Genomic DNA, 19,817 nt, shown 5'->3' on the forward strand with positions numbered 1-19,817 from the left:
TGTGGTCCGGGCCATCGTTTTTTAGGTTCAGGTTGCCAGCCACGTCCGCAGGGCCGCCAGGCAGGTGCGGATGGCGTCTGCGTGCACATGTTCGTTGTCCTTGTGTGCCAGCAGGGCATCACCCGGCCCGAAGTTCACCGCCGGTATGCCAAGTTCACTGAAGCGTGCGACGTCGGTCCAGCCGTATTTTGGCTTGGGCTCGGCGCCGACTGCGGCGACGAAGGAGGCGGCGGCCGGGTGGTGCAGGCCGGGCCTGGCACCGGCGGCAGCATCGGTGCGGACCACCTCGAAGCCCTCCAGCAGCTCCCGCACTACGGCCTCGGCCTGGTCGGGGTTTTTGTCCGGCGCAAAACGGTAGTTGATTTCCACCACGCACCGGTCCGGAATCACGTTGCCGGCGGTCCCGCCGTTGATCTTCACGGCATTGAGGCTCTCGCGGTACTCGAGTCCGTCCACAGTGATGGTCTGCGGTTGGTAGCCGGCCAGCCTGGCCAGGACCGGAGCTGCGGCGTGGATGGCGTTGCTGCCCATCCACGCGCGTGCGGAGTGGGCTGCCTCCCCCACCGTGGTTACTTCGAACCTGCTGGTGCCGTTGCAGCCGCCCTCCACCGTGCCGTCCGTCGGTTCCAGCAGGATGGCGAAGTCACCGTGGAGCAGGTGGCCGTGGTTGCGGACCAGGCGGCCCAGGCCGCTTTTGACGGCTTCCACTTCCTCGTGGTCGTAGAACACAAAGGTGATGTCCCGTTTCGGCGAGGCACCGTCGTCAAACATGGTGGCCGCCAGGGCAAGCTGCACCGCGACGCCGCCCTTCATGTCGGTGGCCCCGCGGCCGTAGAGGATCCCCTCCCCCGGAACACCCGATTCCCAGCTGGAGGGAACGGTCCCTTTCGCATCCGCTGCCAGGGGCAGCGGCACCGTGTCGAGGTGCCCGGCCAGGATGACACGTTCCGGATGGCCCAGTTCGGTGCGGGCGATGATTGAATCGCCGTCCCGGACCACGCTGAGCTGGGGAACTGCCAGGAGGGCCGCTTCAACGGCGTCGGCAAGTTCCTTTTCGTTTCCGGACACGCTGTTGATGTCCATGATGGCGGCGGTCAGGAGGGCAACATCCTGGCGAAGGTCGAGTAGCAGGGTGGAAGGCTGGGGTGTGGTTTCGGCAGTCACGAAGCCAGTCTAGTTCGGACCCTGTCCCCGCCCGTCGATAGACTGGGGGCATGACTGAGACTGCTTCTTCTGCCGTGCCCGAAACCTCGCAGGCATCCACAGACCACCGCTCCGCCTACGGCTTCGGCGTGGCCACCGTTTCCACCGCCGACGCCAGCGTCCTGGATGTCTGGTTTCCCGCTCCGGCGCTTGGTGTTGCCGCCGAGAGCCTCCGTTCCGTCGAGAACGCGGACGAGTCGCTGAGAAGCATCGCCGAGAATGGGGCGGACCAGGACCGCGGTACCGAGCAGAAGGTGGTTTTTGTCCAGATCCACCTCGATGAAGCCCCGGCCGATACCGCCGATGCGTACCTGCGCCTGCACCTCCTTTCGCACCGCCTTGTCCGGCCCAACACCATCAACCTTGACGGCATCTTCGGCAAGCTGCCCAACGTTGTGTGGACCAACTTCGGCCCCGCCGCCGTGGAAGGCTTTGAACTCACCCGTGCGCGGCTGCGGCGCCGCGGTGCCGTCACCGTCTACGGCATCGATAAGTTCCCGCGCATGGTGGACTATGTTGTGCCTTCCGGTGTAAGGATTGCCGACGCCGACCGGGTGCGGCTGGGTGCGCACCTGGCCGAAGGAACCACCGTGATGCACGAAGGGTTTGTGAACTTCAACGCCGGAACCCTGGGTACGTCGATGGTGGAGGGCCGCATTTCAGCGGGCGTCGTGACCGGCGACGGCAGTGACGTGGGCGGCGGCGCCTCCATCATGGGCACGCTGTCCGGCGGCGGCAAGGAAAAGATCACCATCGGCGAGCGGGTGCTGCTGGGGGCAAACTCCGGTGTTGGCATCAGCATCGGCGACGATTCCGTGGTGGAAGCCGGCCTGTACGTCACGGCCGGAACCCGGGTGCGGGTGCCCGGGCCCAAGGACGAGGTGGGCGAGGACACCACTAAGATCGTCAAGGCAGCCGAGCTGTCCGGTGTGCCCAACCTGCTGTTCCGCCGCAACTCCACCACGGGCGCTGTGGAGGTCCTCCCCCGCCAGGGACAGACCGTGGAGCTGAACGACGCCCTCCACGCCAACTGATCATTCCATGGCACGAAGACGCGGACTGCGCCGCCTCGCAGTACTGGTGCTGGCCCTGGCACTGGTGGCAGGCGGCGTCTATTCGGCCGTGTTTTTCCTGCAGCGCTCCGAAACGCTCGTGTCGGAGCGCTGCAGGGCCGTTATTGGCGAGCGAACCTCGGAACTCGCCCCGGACCAGGCCGTCAACGCTTCACTGATCACTGCCGTGGCGGTGCAGCGCGGGCTTCCACCGCGTGCTGCCAGCATTGCCCTGGCCACCGCCATGCAGGAGTCCAAGCTCCGGAACATCGACCACGGCGACAAGGCCGGCCCGGATTCGCGCGGACTGTTCCAGCAGCGCCCTTCCCAGGGATGGGGAACCGAGGCACAGATCATGGATCCCTACTACGCCGCGAACGCCTTCTACGACGCCCTGGTCAAGATCCCGGGCTACGAGTCACTGGAGATCACGGACGCCGCCCAGCGCGTCCAGCGCTCCGCCTACCCCACCGCCTATGCCCAGCACGAGGAAATGGGACGGACCTTCGCCTCCGGGCTGACCGGCCAGACGCCCGAGGCCGTCCGGTGCACCCTGCGGGCTGCCGGCGCGGGCGGGGATACCGCCGCGTTGTCCGCGGAACTCAATCAGGCCTACGGGCCGCTGGGGACGGCTGTTGAAGGTAAAACGCTGGTGGTGGAGGCCGCCGGCAGCCAGGCCTGGTCCGTGGCGCAATGGGCTGTTGCCAACGCCAAGGGCTTCGAGGTCCTGCAGGTGGACGTCGCCGGCCGGAGCTGGAACCGGGAGGCGCGGGACGGGTGGCAGGCTTCGGCGGCCACGGACGGACAGGTCCGGATCACGGTGGCGGCGGAGGGGGCCGGCAGCTGAACGGCTGCTGGAAGAGCACCGCGGGTCCCTACACGAGGATTTCGACCACCGGCTGGACGTAGCTGCGGAACAGCTCAGGCTCGGCCATCAGGCGGTTGCTCATGATGATCTTGTCCGGTTCCAGGTACCAGGCCCGCTGTTCATTCAGGGGAAGCTCAATGATGGTCAGCTTGAAGTCACGGGAATCGCGGCCAACCTCCATCAGCCTGTCGTCCACCATGTCCTCAAGAAGCTGGTCCGCTCCGCTGGCGGCACGCTCCGCCTCAATTTCCGCGTATTCGCTCCTGCGCTCCCGTGCCCAGGTAAGGGCGGAACCGAAGTGGGCCTGGAGCACGCGCTGCAGGGCGGGAGAGTTTCCAAAAGCTTCAAAGTCCGGCGGCGACAACTCGGGAGACGTCTGGGGATGGGCCTTGAGCAGCTGCTCCCACCATGCCTCCCACTCTGTCTTGAGGGCACTCAGGCCACCAACGTCCGCGGTCAAGTGTGAATGATCGGCACGGCGTACCTTGGGCGCTGCGTGGGACAGCGCGGGGTGACCTGCGCCGTCGAGCCCCGCAGTATCCCGGACGAACAGGGCTATCATCATTGGCCCCGACGTGTCCGCGGTGATTTGCCACCTGGTTCCGCTTGTCTGATACATCCGACGTCCTTCCGTCGCGCGCCCTTGCCAAGAGGGTAGTCCGGTAGCTCCCCCGGCTCCCAGTCTATTCCTCCTGATGCCCACGTTAGTGGCAGTCATCACATCCCGTCGAGGTGCTGCTCCAGGACGTCCACGCACATTTCCCGGGTCATCCATCCGGGCTGCAGCAGGGCGTGCATGCACAGACCGTCCAGGGTGGCGAGAAGCCGCTCGGCTTCAACCACCAGGCTTTCCGTCGGCTGGTCCTCCGGCCGCAGGGCACGGATGACGCTGCCCACGATGACGGCTACCTCCCGGTGGCTCCGGTCCGCTTCGGCGGCGAGGAACGGGCGGACCCTCGCGGCGTTACGGAACGCCATCCAGGCACACACCTCAAGCGCCCGTGGCCCGTCAAGGGGCAGGAGTCCGCACAGGAGGGTTAATATCGCCGCGCGGTGCTCAGGGGTGCCGGGATCCGCCGCGTGCACGCCAGGAAGGGATGCTTCCAGGCGGCGCACGATGCGGTCCACCACCGAGGCAAAGGCGAATGCCAGCAATTCCTCACTGCCCGCGAAATAGTGGCGGACAGAACCCACAGCCAGCCCTGCTTCGTCCGCCGTTTCCCTGAGGGAGGCCCGTTCCAGCCCGTCTCCGGCGATGATGCGGAGAACTGCTTCAACAACGTCCTGGCGCCGGGCTTCGGCATCTACGATTTTTGGCACTCCTCCTATTTAGCACGGATGTGCTCCCTTGGGACGGTCGCCGTGCCGTGCCGTGCCCGCGGCCTCCTGTCGCCCCTCAGCGGTACGTGCGCGGCGCTGCCCGGCATCCGGAACGCGGCGGCGGCAGCAGGTGTCCGTGGGATAGCGTTAGAGGCATGAAAATTCTGGTCACCGGGGGCACCGGCTACATTGGTTCCCACACTGTTTTATCCCTGCAGGAAGCCGGCCATGATGTGGTGGTCATCGACAACCTGGTCAACTCCAGCGAGGAATCCCTCCGGCGGGTTGCCGAGCTCAGCGGCAGGACCGCGGAGTTCCACCACGTCGACCTGGTGGATGAGGCCGCCGTCGAGCGTGTGTTCGCCGCCAGCCCCATTGACGCGGTGATCCACTTTGCCGGGCTGAAGGCCGTTGGCGAATCCGTCCGGGAGCCGCTCAAGTACTACCACAACAACCTGGTGGGGACCCTGAACCTCATCCGGGTCATGGACCGCCACGACGTCCGGTCCATTGTCTTCAGTTCCTCGGCCACCGTCTACGGCGAGCACAACCCCATCCCCTATGTGGAGAAGATGGAAATCGGGGCCAACAACCCCTACGGCCGCACCAAGGAGCAGATCGAGGACATCCTCTCTGACCTGGGCGCCGCGGACACCCGCTGGCACATAGCCCTGCTGCGCTACTTCAACCCTGTCGGCGCCCACCCCTCCGGCCGGATCGGCGAGGACCCCCAGGGCATCCCGAACAACCTTGTGCCCTTCATCGCCCAGGTGGCCGTTGGCCGCCGCGAGAAGCTGATGGTTTTCGGCGGGGACTACGACACCCCGGACGGCACCTGCCTGCGGGACTACATCCACGTTGTGGACCTCGCCGAAGGCCACGTGGCCGCGCTGAACTACGTTGCGGACCGCACCGGCGTCTTCCGCTGGAACCTGGGCTCCGGCAAGGGCTCCTCCGTCCTGGAGGTGCTCCGCTCCTTCGAAAAGGCAGTCGGGCAGCCGATCCCCTACGAGATCACCGGCCGCCGCGCGGGTGACCTCCCCGCCTTCTGGGCCGACGCCACCTCTGCGCTGGCGGACCTCAGCTGGTCCACCACCAAAACCGTGGACCAGATGTGCGAGGACCACTGGCGCTGGCAGAAGAACAACCCGCAGGGCTACAGCAACTAGCCTTCTCTGCAACAACAAAGCGGCCGCCCACCTTTGGAAGGTGGGCGGCCGCCGTCGTCATTGCAGGTATTGATCCGGGGAGTTAGCGGACCGGGTAGTCCCGCTCCGGCTCGCCGATGTACAGCTGGCGCGGGCGTCCGATCTTGGTGTTCGGGTCGCTGATCATTTCCCGCCACTGGGCGATCCAGCCGGGGAGGCGGCCGATGGCGAACAGTACCGTGAACATCTTCTCCGGGAAGCCCATGGCCTTGTAGATCAGGCCGGTGTAGAAGTCCACGTTCGGGTAGAGCTTGCGCTGGATGAAGTAGTCATCGTTGAGCGCCTTCTCTTCCAGGCGCAGGGCGATCTCCAGCAGTTCGTCGTTGCCGCCGAGCTTGCTGAGGATTTCGTGGGCCGTGGCCTTGACGATCTTCGCGCGCGGATCGTAGTTCTTGTAGACGCGGTGCCCGAAGCCCATGAGGCGGACGCCGTCTTCCTTGTTCTTGACCTTCTCCATGTAGTCCTCGGGCTTCGTGCCGTCGGCCTGGATCTGGCGGAGCATCTTGAGGACTGCCTCGTTGGCACCGCCGTGGGCGGGACCGAAGAGCGCGTTGATGCCGGCGGACACCGAAGCGAACAGGTTGGCGTTGGACGAGCCCACCAGGCGCACGGTGGACGTTGAACAGTTCTGCTCGTGGTCCGCGTGCAGGATCAGCAGCAGGTCCAGCGCCTTGGCAATGACCGGGTCCACCTCGTACTGCTCAGCCGGCAGGCCGAAGCTCAGGCGCATGAAGTTTTCCACGAGGTTGTGGGAGTTGTCCGGGTACAGCATGGGCTGGCCGATGGACTTCTTGTGCGCGTACGCCGCGATCACCGGCATCTTGGCCATCAGGCGGATGGTGGAAACTTCCACCTGTTCGGCGTTGAACGGGTCCAGCGAGTCCTGGTAGAACGTGGACAGCGCGGACACTGCCGAGGACAGCACGGGCATGGGGTGCGCGTCCCGCGGGAAACCGCTGAAGAAGCCCTTGAGCTCTTCATGCAGCAGAGTGTGCCGGCGGATCTTCTGGTCGAACTCCTCCAGCTCCGTGGGGCTGGGCAGGTTGCCGTAGATCAGAAGGTAGGACACCTCGAGGAAGCTGGAGTGCTGGGCCAGCTGTTCGATGGGGTACCCGCGGTAGCGCAGGATGCCAGCATCGCCGTCGATGTAGGTGATCGCCGAGGTGGTTGCTGCCGTGTTCATGAAGCCGGGGTCAAAGGTGACTGCGCCCGTCTGCTTCAGCAGCTTGGAAACGTCGTAGCCTTCGTTCCCTTCAATAACCTGGATGCGCGGGAGCTTGAGCTCGCCCCCTGCGTGAAGCAGGGTGGCCGCGTTGTTGGTCTCAGTCATGGAGTCCCCTTCATGAGGCTTCTGGGCCTCTGTCGAAAGCTTGATCCAACATCAGGTGAGCCGCGCACTGACCCTGAGAACACAGGTTCCAACACCCGGGCTGCCTTCTTGTAGAAAGCCACCATTGATAGTCACTTAAAAAGTACCGCCCCTTGGCGGGTGCCACTAATCCGAGACGGTCCGGAAGCCCCTAAAACCGGGCCGTTGTGGCGCGAGTCACAGTATTGTTACGGCGCCGCAACGAGCCGGGACACTGCGGCGTCGATGCGCTCGTCCGTTCCGGTCAGCGCCACGCGGATGTATCCGTTGCCGGCCTCGCCGTAGATAACCCCGGGGCCCACCACGATGCCGCGTTCCGCCAGCCGCCCCACCGTGTCCCAGGTGCTTTCCCCGGCGGTGGACCACAGGTACAGCCCGGCGTCGGAATCCTTGATCTCGAGGCCGAAGTCCAGCAGCGCCGGGACGAGCCGCTCGCGCCGCCCCCGGTACAGGTCCTTCTGCGCTTCCACGTGGGCGTCGTCGCCGAGCGCCACGCGCATGGCCTCCTGCACCGGATAGGGCACGATCATGCCCGCGTGCTTGCGGCTGTTCACCAGGTTGGGCATGAGGCCAGGGTCGCCGGCCACGAACGCTGCCCGGTAGCCCGCCACGTTGGACTGCTTGCTCAGGGAATAGACAGCCAGCAGGCCCTGATGGGATCCGCCGGCTACACGCGGATCAAGGATGCTGGGAACAGCCTGTCCGCCGCGCTGGACATCCCAGTCACCCCAGCCAAGTTCTGCGTAGCACTCGTCGGAGGCCACCACGGCACCCAGTTCCCTTGCCTGCTGCACCAGGGCCTTCAGGGAGTCGATTCCGCGTACGCTGCCGGTGGGGTTTCCCGGGGAATTAACCCAGATCAACCGGACGCGCGCACGGGTGGCTTCATCCAGTTCGTCCAGGTTGTCCGTGGCCACGGACGTCACGCCGGCAAAGGTGGCGCCGATGTCGTAGGTGGGGTAGGCGACCTTGGGGCGGACGACGACGTCTCCCGGCTTGAGTCCCAACAGGAGCGGCAGCCAGGCCACCAGTTCCTTGGAGCCCACGGTGGGCATGACGTTGCGGGGATCGAGCCCTGCCACGCCGCGGCGCCGTTCAAACCACCCGGCGATGGCTTCACGCAGGACCGGTGTGCCGTGCACGGTGGGGTAGCCCGGGGCGTCCGCCGCGGCCTTGAGCGCGTCCTGGATCAGGGCCGGCGTAGGATCCACCGGGGTCCCGATGGAAAGATTGACGGCCCCGCCGGGGTGCTCCGCTGCCTTGGCGGCGTACGGCGCCATGGCTTCCCACGGGTAGTCAGGCAGGTCCAGGCCGAACGTCCTCGCTGCTGGGGTCACGGTATCTTCCCGCGTCAGTGGTCTTGGTTCTGCGGCGGCAGTGCGGCGATCATCGGGTGGTCCTTGCCCGTGTTGCCGACCTTCGCTGCTCCACCCGGCGAGCCGAGGTCGTCGAAGAACTCGACATTGGCCTTGTAATAGTCCGCCCATTCCTCCGGGGTGTCATCCTCGTAGTAAATGGCTTCAACAGGGCACACCGGTTCACAGGCACCGCAGTCCACACACTCGTCCGGATGGATGTACAGCGAACGCTCACCCTCATAGATGCAGTCGACCGGGCACTCCTCAATACATGCCTTGTCCTTGACATCTACACACGGCTGCGCGATTACGTACGTCACGTCCCTGGCCTCTCCACGTTGGTTCCGGCAACCCGCCGGCACTTGCATCCGGCGCTGCGGCCGGACCCTTGACATCTGAGCCTATTATCTCCCAGCCCGTTCCCGCGAACCTAGCCGGACACCCTAGTATGAACTGGTGAGTCAGCCTGTTCCTACCCCCGCCGGGTTCCTCTCGGGCGCAACACCCGGAATGCGGGTGGTGGTGCGCTACCGCATCGAGGGCGGCCTGACCGACGCATTGGGCCACCTGGTGGCGTGCAACGGCGGTGCGTGCACCATCAGGACCCGGAAGGCCGACGTCGTTATCCAGCTGTCAGAGGTAGTGGCCGCCAAGGAAGTCCCGCCGGCGCCCGAGAGGCGCCGGCCCGCACGGTAGGGGCGGGCCACCGCGGCGGGGTGGCTGCGCAGGCGGGGCCACCCCCAAGACAAAGAAAAGCCGGTACGGCGGCGGGAATCCCCACCGCCGTACCGGCTGTTTCAGTTTTGTGCCCCGGTGACTAGACCTTGGCGCGGGCGCGGTTGGCCTTGGCGCGCTCGTTGGTGTCCAGGATAACCTTGCGGATGCGGATGGCTTCCGGGGTCACTTCCACGCACTCGTCCTCGCGGGCGAATTCGAGGGACTCTTCAAGGGTCAGGTCGCGCGGCGGCGTCAGGTTCTCGAAGGTGTCAGAGGAGGCTGCACGCATGTTGGTGAGCTTCTTTTCCTTGGTGATGTTGACGTCCATGTCGTCGGCGCGGGAGTTCTCGCCCACGATCATGCCTTCGTAAACCTCGGAGGTGGGCTTCACGAAGAACGAGCCGCGCTCCTGCAGGTTGATCATGGCGAACGGCGTGACAACACCGGCGCGGTCAGCGATCATCGAGCCGTTGGTGCGGTACTCGATGGGGCCGGCCCACGGCTCGTAGCCCTCGGAGATGGACGCTGCGATGCCGGCGCCGCGGGTGTCCGTGAGGAACTTGGTGCGGAAGCCGATCAGGCCACGGGCGGGGACGATGAATTCCATCCGGCACCAGCCGGTACCGTGGTTGGCCATGTTGGTCATGCGGCCCTTGCGGGCTGCCATCAGCTGGGTCACTGCACCGAGGTACTCCTCGGGGACGTCGATGGTCATGTGCTCCATCGGCTCATGGATCTTGCCGTCGATGGTCTTGGTGACAACCTGCGGCTTGCCGACGGTCAGTTCGAAGCCTTCACGGCGCATCTGCTCCACCAGGATGGCCAGTGCCAGCTCGCCACGGCCCTGCACTTCCCAGGCGTCGGGACGCTCGGTGGGGAGAACCTTGATGGAGACGTTACCGATCAGTTCCTTGTCCAGGCGGTCCTTCACCTGGCGTGCCGTGACCTTGGCACCCTTGACCTTGCCGGCCAGCGGCGAGGTGTTGATACCGATGGTCATGGAGATGGCGGGATCGTCCACGGTGATCAGCGGCAGCGGCTGCGGGTTCTCGGCGTCGGTGAGGGTCTCACCGATGGTGATGTCCTCGATGCCGGCGACGGCGACGATCTCACCCGGGCCTGCAGACTCCGCGGGAACGCGGTCCAGGGCCTTGGTGGCCAGGAGTTCGGTGATCTTCACGTTCTTGAGCTCACCGTTGGCGCGTGCCCAGGCAACGGTCTGGCCCTTGCGCAGAGTGCCGTTGTAGATGCGCAGCAGGGCGAGACGGCCCAGGAACGGGGAAGCGTCCAGGTTGGTGACGTGTGCCTGCAGCACACCCTCCGGGTTGTAGGTGGGTGCCGGGATGTGCTCGATGATGGTCTTGAACAGCGGCTCCAGGTCTTCGTTCTCCGGAGCGGTACCGTCAGCGGGCTGGTCGAGGGAAGCGCGGCCAACCTTGGCGGCCGCGTAGACAACGGGAACCTCAAGGATCTTGTCCAGGTCCAGGTCCGGAACCTCGTCCGCCAGGTCCGAGGCAAGGCCCAGGAGGAGGTCCATGGACTCGTGGACGACTTCCTCGATGCGGGCGTCGGGACGGTCGGTCTTGTTGACCAGCAGGATGACGGGCAGGTGCGCGGCAAGGGCCTTGCGCAGCACGAAGCGGGTCTGGGGCAGCGGGCCCTCGGAAGCGTCAACGAGGAGGACGACGCCGTCAACCATGGACAGGCCGCGCTCCACCTCGCCGCCGAAGTCGGCGTGGCCGGGGGTGTCGATGACGTTGATGGTGATGGTCTCGCCGTTGGAGGACGGTCCGTTGTAGGCCACGGTGGTGTTCTTGGCCAGGATGGTGATGCCCTTTTCGCGCTCCAGGTCACCGGAGTCCATCACGCGGTCTTCAAGGTGGTTGTGCTCGGCAAAGGAGTTGGTCTGCTTGAGCATGGCGTCGACCAGGGTGGTCTTGCCGTGGTCAACGTGGGCCACAATCGCGACGTTGCGGAGGTCACTGCGTGATGCAGTGGCTACCGCGGTGTTGGTGGTGGTTTCAGACATGCGTAATGGCTCGATTCAGTGGTGAAAGTCAGCTGTTGTATCGCGACATTTCCAACCGGAACGCACGACGGATCAGGCCCTTAGCACAGGGCGCCTTCCTCCATTCTAGCGCCAGTGCCATTTATTGGCCTAAATTCTCCGGCGGCGTGCGGGCACTGCGTGGCCCCGGCCCTGCCCCGCCACGGAAAATTGTGGGCAAAATCACTGGCCATCCAGGACGGCATGCAACATGATTGCTCTGACAGAGCGTGCAAGCCCGAAAGACACCAGATGCGAAAATCCCCGGCCGCCAGGGCCTGGACCCGTTGTGCCGTGTCCGGCGTCGCTGCGGCTGTTGCCTTGTCCGCAAGCCTCTCCGGCTGCGGCCTGCCCGCCGCGGCCCCGGGGAATCCTGGCCGTCCAGTTGCGGCAGCGGCTGCGGCGGGGGCTGCGGCGGGACTCCAAGGGGCAGCCGGGAATCCTGCAGCCGCAACTGCCGGTTCACGCGTCCTGAACCCGGCCAACGGGCGGCTCGAGGCCGTTGTCCCGGAGGTCAGCAGGACGGTCCTGCTGATCGGTGATTCACAGTCGGAACCCGTTGACGGCTGGCCGCGGCTGGGCCTGGCTGCCGCGGGCTACAACGTGTACTTCTGCGGCCGGGGCGGGACCGGCTTTGTCTCCTCGAACGGTGCAACAGGCAACTATATTGATGCCCTGCTGCGCGGCGACTGGCTGCTGCCATCGGGAACGCCGGCGCTCATTGTCATCCAGGGCGGCGGCAATGACGCCGCCGGTGCAGCAAGTGACAGGCAGATAACCGCCAATGCCGAACGCCTGATCGCGGAGCTGCGGGAGCGGTACCCCGGCACGCCCATGGCGATGATCGGAACTCTTGCCCGCGGGGAAGCCCACGGCGGCGGCCGGCGGACCGAAGTCGATGCCCTGTTGGGGTCGGTGGCAGCGTCCCATGCCCTCCCCTTTGTATCCGTGGGTGACTGGTTGACCCGGTACGGCCTGGCAAAGGACCTCGCGGACACAGTGCACATGAACCCTGTGGGACGCCAAAAATTGGGAGTCCTCCTCGAGGGCCGCCTCCGGGACCTGGGCCTGGACCGGAAGCCGACGGCGGACCAGCAGCCGCTGCGGGCCTCCGGCACCCTGGACGACGGCCCGGGCCAGGACTGAAGCGCAGACGGCTGGAGCCGGGGCCCGAAGGCCCCGGCTCCAGCCGTACTTAGTGTGCGGGCAGTCCGCTTACGCAACTTCCGGCGGAAGCATCAGCTTGGCACCCGGGATGGCGTTGAGCAGCGCCTGTGTGTACTCCTGCTGCGGCGCGTCGAAGACGTCGTCCGTGGATCCCGTCTCCACCAGGCGCCCCTTCTCCATCACGCAGACGTGGTCGGCGATCTGGCGGACCACCGCGAGGTCGTGGGTGATGAAGAGGTAAGTCAGGCCGAGGTTGGACTGCAGGTCGGCCAGGAGGTTCAGCACCTGCGCCTGGACCAGTACGTCCAGGGCGGACACCGCCTCGTCACAGATGATGACTTCAGGGTCCAACGCCAGCGCGCGGGCAATGGCTACGCGCTGCCGCTGGCCGCCGGAGAGCTCGTTCGGGTACCGCTGCATGGTGGATTGCGGCAGCGCCACCTGGTCCAGCAGCTCGCGGACCTTCTTCTCGCGGCTGGCTTTGTTCCCGATTTTGTGGACCCGCAGCGGCTCCTCAATGGTCCGGTAGATGTTGTACATCGGGTCCAGGGAGCCGTAGGGATCCTGGAAGATGGGTTGCACCCGGCGCCGGAACTTGAACAGTTCCGAAGGCTTCAGCAGTGAGGTGTCCACGCCGTCGAACAGGATTTTTCCGTCCGTCGGCTTCTCCAGCTGGAGCACCATCTTGGCCACTGTGGACTTGCCGGAGCCCGACTCCCCCACGATCGCCGTCGTGGTTCCGCGAAGGACGTCGAAGGTGACGCCGTCCACGGCCGCAAAGTCGGACGATTTTCCCAGGCCCTGCCGAAGCTTGTACACCTTCCGCAGGTCCTGGATCTGAAGGACGTTGTCGGCGGTGAGCGCCTCGGCGGCCGGAGCCAGGAGGTCGGCCGCTTGCACGCCCTGTTCCTTGGCAACCTGGATCCGGCGGCTGGCGAGGGACGGTGCCGATTCCACGAGCCGCTTGGTGTAGGGATGCTGCGGGTTCTGCAACAGCTCGAGCGACGGCCCGGATTCGACCACCTGGCCGCGGTACATGACCACAACCTTGTCCGCGCGTTCGGCGGCAAGGCCAAGGTCGTGGGTGATCAGCAGGACAGCCGTACCGAGCTCGGACGTCATGCCTTCAAGGTGGTCCAGGATCTGCCGCTGCACCGTGACATCCAGCGCTGACGTAGGCTCATCCGCGATCAGCAGCCGGGGCTGGCAGGACAGGCCGATGGCAATCAGGGCCCGCTGGCGCATGCCGCCGGAGAACTCGTGCGGGTACTGCCTGGCGCGCCGGTGGGCGTCCGGCAGGCCTGCCTCGGACAGCACCTTCGCGATGTCCTCCGGTCCGCTGGGCCTGCCGTTCGCGCGCAGGGTCTCCTTGACCTGGTAGCCGATCTTCCACACTGGGTTGAGGTTGGACATGGGGTCCTGGGGCACCATGCCGATGGTGTTGCCGCGCAGCTCGATCATCCGCTTTTCCGGCGCATGCGAGATGTCTTCGCCGTCCAGCAGAATCTGTCCGCCGGAGACCCGGCCGTTGGCCGGCAGCAACCCGATGGCTGCGAGGGCGGTTGTTGATTTGCCCGAGCCGGACTCGCCCACGATTGCCACGGTCTCCCCCGGCATGATGGTGAAGTGGGCATTCCGGACAGCGTTCACCTCGCCGTTGCTGGTGTTGAACGTGATGGCCAGGTCCCGGATTTCCAGGAGCGGCCGGTTCGCGGGTGTTCCGGCTTCGGTAATGGTGACATCTGATGCAGTCACGTGTGCCTCCTTCATCGCTGGCGGCTCTTCGGGTCAAGAGCATCGCGCAGGGCGTCGCCCAGCATGATGAAGCTCAGGACGGTGATGGACAGGGCGGCAGCCGGGTAGAGGAGCACTGCGGGGTTGGTGCGGATGGACGACTGCGCCGCGGAAATGTCATTGCCCCAGGACATGATGCTTCCTGGAAGGCCGATGCCAAGGAACGACAACGTCGCCTCCAGCACGATGAACACACCGAGCTCCATGGTGGCCAGCACGATGATGGGGGCGAGGGCGTTGGGCAGCACATGCTTGATGAGGCTCTGGATCCTGGACACGCCCAGCGACCGCGCCGCCGTGATGAAGTCGGCGTTGCGGACTTCGATCACCGCGCCCCGGGTCAGCCTTGCCATCTGCGGCCACGCAAGCAGCACGATGATCATGATGACCGTCCACACACTCTTGTTTTCACGGAAGAACGGCAGCTGGGTGACCACCAGTGCACCGAGCACCAGCGGCAGTGCAAAGAAGATGTCGCCGAGGCGGGCGATCACGGCGTCGATCCAGCCGCCGTAGAAGCCGGCCAGCGCGCCCAGGGTCACCCCAATGATGAGCACGCCGATGACGGCGAAGACGCCAACCATGACGGAGGCCTGCGTGCCGTAAATGACGCGGGCGTACACGTCGCAGCCCTGGAAGGTGAACCCGAACGGATGCCCGGCCGAGGGCGCGCCGTCCGAATTTGCCAGCTGGCAGTTGTCGTTCGGTGCAGTCTGGGTGAACAGGCCCGGGAAGAACGCCACAACCAGGATGACCAGGATCATCACTGCCGAGACGATGAACAGCGGACGACGGCGGAGCTTCCGCCAGGCGTCAGCCCAAAGGCTCAGCGGGGCCTGGTCAGTCTTCACCGCATCCGTTGCCAGCAGAGGGGTCTCCTCAAGGGGGGCAACGAAGTGCGTGGTGTCTTGGTTACTTTTCATAGCGAATCCTCGGATCAAGCCAGGCGTACAGCAGATCAACCAGCAGGTTGGCGATAACGAAGACCAGCACCAGCACGCTCACGATCGCGACGACGGTGGGTCCCTCGCTGCGGAGAATCGCCTGGTAGAGCTTCTGCCCCACACCGGGGACGTTGAAGATGCCTTCGGTGACGATGGCGCCGCCCATCAGGCCGCCAAGGCTGGCGCCCAGGTAGGTGACAACGGGAATCATCGAGTTGCGGAGGATGTGCGCCATGACCACGCGGGGCCGGGACAGTCCCTTCGCAGTAGCGGTGCGGACGTAATCGGCGGTTGAGTTTTCAATGACCGACGCCCGGGTGAGGCGGAGCACGTAGGCGAAGGAGACCAGCGCCAGCGCGAACGCCGGAAGCAGCAGCGTGCTCCAGCTGACGTCCGTACCCACGGTGGGTTTGGCCCACCCCAGGTACACACCGAAGACCAGCTGCAGGACGAAGCCGAGGACAAAGATGGGGATGGCAATGACGACGAGCGAGGCGAGCAGGACCGTCGAGTCGAAGATCTTTCCCTTGCGGAGGCCGGCGATGAGTCCAAAGCCGATGCCAAACACTGCCTGGATGACGAGCGCTTCGACGGCCAGCATCACGGTGACGGGGAAGACGCGGCCGAGGGTGGCGGCGATGGGCTGGCCGGTGAAATCGACGCCCAGGTTGAACGTAAAGAGATTCTTGAGGAACAGGCCGTACTGGACCCAGAACGGCTGGTCCAGGTTGTACTGCTGGCGGAGCGCCGCGATGACGGCTTCGCTCGGCGGACGGTCTCCGAAGAGCGCCCTGATGGGGTCACCGGGGAGGGCAAACACCATGAAATAGACCAGCAGGGTGGTGCCCAGGAACACGGGGATAACTTGGAGCAGGCGCCGGAGAATGAACTGGATCACAGCAGACCCTCCGGGGCTTGTGGAGATGGGGGGAATTTCATGTAGGACAGCTTCCTGCCGGTATCAAGGCTATGGGGGCCCGGCTGGCGCCGGACCCCCACTAGCTATTTGAGTTGGACGGTCTCAGGACTACTTCGCGGTGATGTTGTAGTACTGGATGACACCGTTCCAGCCGCTGTCCACGTTGGTGACGTTCTGGCTCCACACGACCTGGCGTGCGGAGTACCACAGCGGGAGGTTGGGCAGGTCCTGGAACAGGATTTCCTGGGCCTCGGTGAACTTCGCGTTGGCATCGTCCGTGGACTTGGAACCCAGGCCTTCGTCGAGGAGCTTGTCGAACTCGGGGTTCGAGTAGCCCTCGTAGTTGGCGCTGGCACCGGTCCGCAGCAGCGGGCCGAGGAAGTTGTAGAGCGACGGGTAGTCAGCCTGCCAGCCGGCCCGGGCGAAGCCGGGGAGTGTCTGGGACTTGCGCAGGTCCAGAAGTTCAGCAAACTTGGCGAAGGGCTGGCCTTCAGCCTGGATGCCGAGGTTGTTCTTCAGGTTGTTGGCAACAGCGTCGATCCATTCCTTGTTGCCGCCATCGGTGTTGTAGCCGAGCTGAAGGGTCTTGTCTGCCGGCCACGGGCTGATGGCATTGGCCTTTTCCCAAGTTTCCTTTGCCTTGGCGGCATCGAACTTCAGGACCTCGGATCCCTCGACGTTCTCGTTGTAGCCGTCCACGGCCGGGGAGGTGAAGTCCTTCGCCGGGATGCGGGTGCCGCTGAAGATGACCTTGGTGATCTCGTCACGGTTGATGGCCATGGAGATGGCCTGGCGGCGCAGCTTGCCCGCTTCACCCTGGAACTCGGGCAGGTAGCCCGGGATGTTCAGGGTGGAGTTGCCTGCGTACGGCTTGTTCAGGTGGTTGTCCGGGAAGTCCGTGGTGTAGGTCTTCAGGGCGTTGGTGGGAAGGACATCCGTGACGTCCAGGTTGTTGGCCTGGATATCGGTGTAGGCGGGGGCCGGGTCCGTGTAGAACTTGAAGGTCACGCCGCCGTTCTTGGCTTCGCGGGTACCGGCGTAGTCCTCGTTCTTGACGAGTTCAATCTGGCTGTCGTGCTGCCAGGCGCCTTCCTTGGCCATCTTGTACGGGCCGTTGCCAACAGGGTTCTCGCCGTAAGCCTTGGGATCAGCGATGGCCTCGGAGGGCAGCGGCATGAAGGCGGTGTAGCCAAGGCGCAGCGGCCAGTCGGCCTCGGGCTGCGTCAGCTTGACCTCGATGGTGGAGTCATCCTTGAGGACCAGGCCGGAGAGGGTCTCTGCCGTGGGGGCGGGGACTTCCGTTTCGCCTTCCTTCTTGGTGGCGCTGACGGCGTCGTAGCCCTCGATGGATTCGAAGAAGCTGCTGTTTGCCTGGGCGTTGGTGCTCAGCGCGGCGAAGTTCCATGCGTCAACAAAGCTCTTGGCGGTGACTTCCTCGCCGTTGGTGAACTTGGTGCCGCCCTTGACCTTGATGGTGTAGTTCTGGCCATCCGGGGATTCGATGGACTCAGCCAGCGCGTTGACCGACTCACCACTGGGGCTGTAGCTGGTCAAGCCTTCAAAGAGAAGCTCAACAACGCGGCCGCCATAGACCTCGTTGGTGTTTGCCGGCAGCAGCGGGTTCTGGGGTTCGTTGCTGTAAGCCGTAATGATCTTGGCCGGATCGCCTGCGGCGTCGCTTGCCCCTTCATTGCTGCCGCCTCCAGCGCCGCAGCCGGTCAGGGCGAGGGCGGCGATTGCCACCATGCCCAGTGCTTTGGAAGTGCGCGTAAAACGCATTCCGCCTCCTATGAGTTGTGGGAGATAACGAGGGGGAATCTGGTGGTTCCCCGCAGGCGAGACGCAGCTTTCGACTGTGACGCAACCTACATATACGAGTAGCCTAACCGCACGAAGTCCAGATACTGGTACTCCGTTGCCAAACCGTGACCGGCTTGAACTGAACGCCTAGTCGGTCAACGGAAGTTGTGCAAGTCACATGCTACTCGCCGGTAGCCGCTACGGCGAATCGTGCAGAAGGGAAGGTTTTCGTCCCTGGAATCAGGACGACGCCGGCTGCGCCAGGCGCCACTCCCACACGTTCCACCAGACGCCCAGGGGGCCCGCGCTCGTCTTGACCCCCGCCACCCGGGCGCTGAAAGCTGTGGCGCCAATCGTCTGGTAGAGCGGGAGGCCATAGGCGTTTTCCCAGATCTGTTTGTCGATCTCGGCCAGGAGCTCATCCTGTTTGCCCAGGTCTGTGGTGCCGGCCAGCTGTTCCATCAGCCTGTCGGCGTCGCCGTCGGAAAAGCCGTTGAAGTTGCTGCCGGCGCCGGTACGGAAGATCTGGGGAACCCGGCTGACCCCCGCCGCGGTGCCAATCCAGCCCAGAAGCGCAGCATCGTAGCCTCCACCGCCGAGCGCCCGGGCCCAGTCAGCACTCCCCTGCCCCGCATCGACCACCTGGAATCCGGCCTGCGCGGCAGAGTCCCGAATCAGGGAAAATGCCGTGGCGCGGTTGGGGTTGTCCCGGTTGTAGAGGATCCGGATGGTGGGGGTATCACCATCCAGGAGCGCCTTTGCCCCGTCGATGTCCACCTCTTCATAGTCCGACGAGCCGTTGTTCTTGACGGTGTCGCCGTATTTGGGCTGGGCGGGCAGGAACACGTGCGAATCCAGGGGCGCGGCATCTGTCTGCCGGTCCCCCACCACGGCGTCGATAATGGCCTGGCGGGGTACCGCCTTCAGGAAGGCCTGCCGGACATCCTTGTCGGCGAACGGCCCGGAGAAGGTGAGGTCCAGGTGGTCGTAGCCTGACTGGTTGTACCACTCAACGGTGTTGCCCTGGTCCGCCAGTCCGGCCAGGAGTTCCCCGGTTTCCGCCGAAGGCTGGGGGGAGATGATGTCGGCCTGGCCGTTGCGGAGCGCTTCGACTGCCGTGGGCACGGAACCTGTGAAGCGGACGGTTATTTCATCCAGCCAGGGCTCCTGGCCCCACACGTAGTCGCGGTTCCGGACGAGGGTCATGGAGACTTCGGGGACGATATCGCGGACGATGTACGGGCCGCTGGAGAGATACACGGACGGATCGTCGGGCAGGCTCTTGGAGTCGAACCCCGAGTTCCAGAAGTCGCTGACCCGCTTGAGGGGTTCGTTGACCGCGGGCTCTTCCTCATTGCCGCGCGGCGAGTCCCGGATCAGGTCGATCAGGTCTTCTTCGTCATTCAGGCCGCTTTTCGCTGCCACCACGTGTGCCGGCAGGCCGACGTCGAATGCCACTTCCCAGTCAGCGTAGGGCACGGCGTATTCCAGGGTGATGGAGCGGCCGTCCGCCCCGATTTCCGGCAGCACTGTGCCGGCAAGGCCGCTGGTATCGGAGGCTACCGAAAAGTAGGTGCTGCCTGTCCCCGCCAGGGGATCGGCGTCGTCAAAATATCCTGACCCGGCCGCCCAGCTCAGGAGGAGGTCCCCGGCGTCGACCGCCTCGCCGTCGGACCATTTGACGCCCTCATTGACCGTGTACCTGACTTTCAGCGGCTGGTCCGAGACCTTCTCGTAGCGACCGAATTTTTCGTTCCGCACCACTTTTGCGGCGTCATCCAGATAGTAGAAACCCGAGTGGGTGATGTAGCCGATCTTGGAGTTGATATCGGTGTTGCCGTCCGCACTGTAGGGGTTGAAGGAGGAGAACGCGTTGACCTCCGCAACACTCACGCTGCCGCCGCGCTTGGCCTCACCCACCACCACAGGGGTGGTGCCGCCGTTGCCCGAGCACCCCGACAGGACCAGGGCTCCCGCCACTGCCGCGGTGATGTAGTGCACCAGACGCCTGAACGGCATGCCGCCTCCTTGTTTTCCTTCTGCGGGAGGGG

The 19,817-nt window shown here is 65.0% G+C and carries 17 protein-coding genes; 5 read left to right on the forward strand and 12 right to left on the reverse strand.

What is annotated here, in order from left to right:
- Positions 1 to 27: 27 nt before the first annotated feature.
- On the reverse strand, positions 28 to 1,164 hold the full coding sequence (dapE, locus tag HTS88_RS06080; protein ID WP_174176477.1) for a succinyl-diaminopimelate desuccinylase: 1,137 nt from the start codon (positions 1,162 to 1,164) through the stop codon (positions 28 to 30).
- Between the two features lie 50 nt (positions 1,165 to 1,214).
- On the opposite strand from dapE, the gene dapD reads away from it, so the two are divergent.
- The gene (dapD, locus tag HTS88_RS06085) at positions 1,215 to 2,237 is read left to right on the forward strand and encodes a 2,3,4,5-tetrahydropyridine-2,6-dicarboxylate N-succinyltransferase (RefSeq protein ID WP_174176479.1); all 1,023 of its coding nucleotides are present in this window, start codon (positions 1,215 to 1,217) and stop codon (positions 2,235 to 2,237) included.
- Positions 2,238 to 2,244: 7 nt separating this feature from the next.
- Positions 2,245 to 3,102, forward strand: coding sequence for a transglycosylase SLT domain-containing protein (locus tag HTS88_RS06090; protein WP_174176481.1), 858 nt, complete (start codon positions 2,245 to 2,247; stop codon positions 3,100 to 3,102).
- 28 nt (positions 3,103 to 3,130) lie between these two features.
- Here HTS88_RS06090 and HTS88_RS06095 read toward each other — a convergent pair whose 3' ends face one another.
- Positions 3,131 to 3,742, reverse strand: coding sequence for a hypothetical protein (locus HTS88_RS06095; RefSeq protein WP_174176483.1), 612 nt, complete (start codon positions 3,740 to 3,742; stop codon positions 3,131 to 3,133).
- Between the two features lie 98 nt (positions 3,743 to 3,840).
- Positions 3,841 to 4,443 carry a TetR family transcriptional regulator C-terminal domain-containing protein gene (locus HTS88_RS06100; RefSeq protein ID WP_174176485.1) on the reverse strand — a complete coding sequence of 201 codons (603 nt, stop codon included), beginning with the start codon at positions 4,441 to 4,443 and terminating at the stop codon, positions 3,841 to 3,843.
- A 155-nt stretch (positions 4,444 to 4,598) separates the two neighbouring features.
- On the opposite strand from HTS88_RS06100, the gene galE reads away from it, so the two are divergent.
- A complete protein-coding gene (gene galE, locus HTS88_RS06105; protein ID WP_174176487.1) occupies positions 4,599 to 5,612 on the forward strand; it encodes a UDP-glucose 4-epimerase GalE in 1,014 nt (337 codons plus the stop codon).
- An 82-nt stretch (positions 5,613 to 5,694) separates the two neighbouring features.
- On the opposite strand, the gene HTS88_RS06110 is transcribed toward galE, so the two are convergent.
- The 3 genes from HTS88_RS06110 to fdxA form a co-directional block, all read right to left on the reverse strand.
- Positions 5,695 to 6,981, reverse strand: coding sequence for a citrate synthase (locus HTS88_RS06110; RefSeq protein WP_174176489.1), 1,287 nt, complete (start codon positions 6,979 to 6,981; stop codon positions 5,695 to 5,697).
- A gap of 227 nt (positions 6,982 to 7,208) precedes the next feature.
- Positions 7,209 to 8,357 carry a succinyldiaminopimelate transaminase gene (dapC, locus tag HTS88_RS06115; protein WP_174176491.1) on the reverse strand — a complete coding sequence of 383 codons (1,149 nt, stop codon included), beginning with the start codon at positions 8,355 to 8,357 and terminating at the stop codon, positions 7,209 to 7,211.
- A gap of 14 nt (positions 8,358 to 8,371) precedes the next feature.
- The gene (fdxA, locus tag HTS88_RS06120) at positions 8,372 to 8,698 is read right to left on the reverse strand and encodes a ferredoxin (RefSeq protein ID WP_026265673.1); all 327 of its coding nucleotides are present in this window, start codon (positions 8,696 to 8,698) and stop codon (positions 8,372 to 8,374) included.
- Between the two features lie 136 nt (positions 8,699 to 8,834).
- On the opposite strand from fdxA, the gene HTS88_RS06125 reads away from it, so the two are divergent.
- A complete protein-coding gene (locus tag HTS88_RS06125; protein WP_251421058.1) occupies positions 8,835 to 9,074 on the forward strand; it encodes a putative acetyltransferase in 240 nt (79 codons plus the stop codon).
- 121 nt (positions 9,075 to 9,195) lie between these two features.
- Here HTS88_RS06125 and typA read toward each other — a convergent pair whose 3' ends face one another.
- A complete protein-coding gene (gene typA, locus HTS88_RS06130; RefSeq protein WP_174176492.1) occupies positions 9,196 to 11,124 on the reverse strand; it encodes a translational GTPase TypA in 1,929 nt (642 codons plus the stop codon).
- 270 nt (positions 11,125 to 11,394) lie between these two features.
- Between typA and HTS88_RS06135 the strand changes: the two genes are divergently transcribed.
- Positions 11,395 to 12,288, forward strand: a complete 894-nt coding sequence (locus tag HTS88_RS06135; RefSeq protein ID WP_174176493.1) for an SGNH/GDSL hydrolase family protein — start codon at positions 11,395 to 11,397, stop codon at positions 12,286 to 12,288.
- Positions 12,289 to 12,357: 69 nt separating this feature from the next.
- On the opposite strand, the gene HTS88_RS06140 is transcribed toward HTS88_RS06135, so the two are convergent.
- From HTS88_RS06140 to HTS88_RS06160, 5 genes are all read right to left on the reverse strand, one after another.
- Complete coding sequence (locus HTS88_RS06140; RefSeq protein WP_174176494.1) at positions 12,358 to 14,064, reverse strand: dipeptide ABC transporter ATP-binding protein; 1,707 nt, start codon at positions 14,062 to 14,064, stop codon at positions 12,358 to 12,360.
- 11 nt (positions 14,065 to 14,075) lie between these two features.
- Positions 14,076 to 15,026: an ABC transporter permease gene (locus tag HTS88_RS06145; protein ID WP_174176495.1), complete on the reverse strand. Its 951-nt coding sequence runs from the start codon at positions 15,024 to 15,026 to the stop codon at positions 14,076 to 14,078.
- On the reverse strand, positions 15,016 to 15,945 hold the full coding sequence (locus HTS88_RS06150; RefSeq protein ID WP_066277571.1) for an ABC transporter permease: 930 nt from the start codon (positions 15,943 to 15,945) through the stop codon (positions 15,016 to 15,018). The genes HTS88_RS06145 and HTS88_RS06150 overlap by 11 nt, the downstream gene beginning before the upstream one ends.
- A 129-nt stretch (positions 15,946 to 16,074) precedes the next feature.
- On the reverse strand, positions 16,075 to 17,745 hold the full coding sequence (locus HTS88_RS06155; RefSeq protein ID WP_174176496.1) for a peptide ABC transporter substrate-binding protein: 1,671 nt from the start codon (positions 17,743 to 17,745) through the stop codon (positions 16,075 to 16,077).
- A gap of 261 nt (positions 17,746 to 18,006) precedes the next feature.
- A complete protein-coding gene (locus HTS88_RS06160) occupies positions 18,007 to 19,785 on the reverse strand; it encodes an ABC transporter family substrate-binding protein (protein WP_174176497.1) in 1,779 nt (592 codons plus the stop codon).
- Between the last annotated feature and the right edge of the window lie 32 nt (positions 19,786 to 19,817).

It is taken from the genome of Pseudarthrobacter oxydans, assembly GCF_013314975.1.
GTDB classification, from domain to species: Bacteria; Actinomycetota; Actinomycetes; order Actinomycetales; family Micrococcaceae; genus Arthrobacter; species Arthrobacter oxydans.

Coding starts and splice junctions, on each gene's coding strand:
- HTS88_RS06135 (WP_174176493.1), top strand. CDS start 11,395: ATGCGAAAATCCCCGGCCGCCAGGGCCTGGACCCGTTGTGCCGTGTCC.
- HTS88_RS06145 (WP_174176495.1), bottom strand. CDS start 15,026: ATGAAAAGTAACCAAGACACCACGCACTTCGTTGCCCCCCTTGAGGAG.
- HTS88_RS06095 (WP_174176483.1), bottom strand. CDS start 3,742: ATGTATCAGACAAGCGGAACCAGGTGGCAAATCACCGCGGACACGTCG.
- galE (WP_174176487.1), top strand. CDS start 4,599: ATGAAAATTCTGGTCACCGGGGGCACCGGCTACATTGGTTCCCACACT.
- typA (WP_174176492.1), bottom strand. CDS start 11,124: ATGTCTGAAACCACCACCAACACCGCGGTAGCCACTGCATCACGCAGT.
- HTS88_RS06090 (WP_174176481.1), top strand. CDS start 2,245: ATGGCACGAAGACGCGGACTGCGCCGCCTCGCAGTACTGGTGCTGGCC.
- dapD (WP_174176479.1), top strand. CDS start 1,215: ATGACTGAGACTGCTTCTTCTGCCGTGCCCGAAACCTCGCAGGCATCC.
- HTS88_RS06160 (WP_174176497.1), bottom strand. CDS start 19,785: ATGCCGTTCAGGCGTCTGGTGCACTACATCACCGCGGCAGTGGCGGGA.
- HTS88_RS06155 (WP_174176496.1), bottom strand. CDS start 17,745: ATGCGTTTTACGCGCACTTCCAAAGCACTGGGCATGGTGGCAATCGCC.
- HTS88_RS06110 (WP_174176489.1), bottom strand. CDS start 6,981: ATGACTGAGACCAACAACGCGGCCACCCTGCTTCACGCAGGGGGCGAG.